We start from the raw sequence: 459 nt of genomic DNA, 5'->3' as shown, positions 1-459 counted from the left end.
GTGGACACTTGAAGAGGCAATGAATATGCGCATTCCAACACCCGTCATTGCTCTTTCACTAATGATGCGTTATCGTTCGATGCAGGATGACACTTTTACCGGTAAGGTTGTTGCAGCACTCCGTCATGAATTTGGTGTTCATGCCGTTGACAAATGCGATAATTAAATTAAATACAACTAGGCAGTTCAACAATTGATTTCCATATGAACTGTCTTTTTATTTTCCAATAATTTTCGATCCTTGTTAAAACTTTCCTATAGTAAGATAAAATATGGATTGACTGGTTTTAAATCAACCCAGTACCGCATGACGCGGTGATTACCAGGACGGAGTTGTTTTAGATGAGAAAAATTGCCATTATCGTTGATAGTTCGAGCTATATTCCTAAGGACCAATTAAAAAAGCATCATATTTATGTTATTGACAATCCGATCATTTTTGGAGAAACTATTTATCAT

The 459-nt window shown here is 36.2% G+C and carries 1 protein-coding gene and 1 pseudogene; both read left to right on the top strand.

The features are described 5' to 3' along the window. Nucleotides 1-166: pseudogene (locus KH893_RS12090) on the top strand (phosphogluconate dehydrogenase (NAD(+)-dependent, decarboxylating)); the annotation flags it as partial. 176 nt (nt 167-342) lie between these two features. Further along, nucleotides 343-459, top strand: a 117-nt coding sequence (locus KH893_RS12085; protein ID WP_281166315.1) for a DegV family protein, incomplete at its 3' end; no start/stop codon positions are given.

The sequence above is a fragment of the Liquorilactobacillus sicerae genome (assembly GCF_029916425.1).
Classification (GTDB): Bacteria; Bacillota; Bacilli; order Lactobacillales; family Lactobacillaceae; genus Liquorilactobacillus; species Liquorilactobacillus sicerae.
Note: the sequence above shows the minus strand (reverse complement) of the source record. Positions and strands in the feature narration are given on the sequence as shown.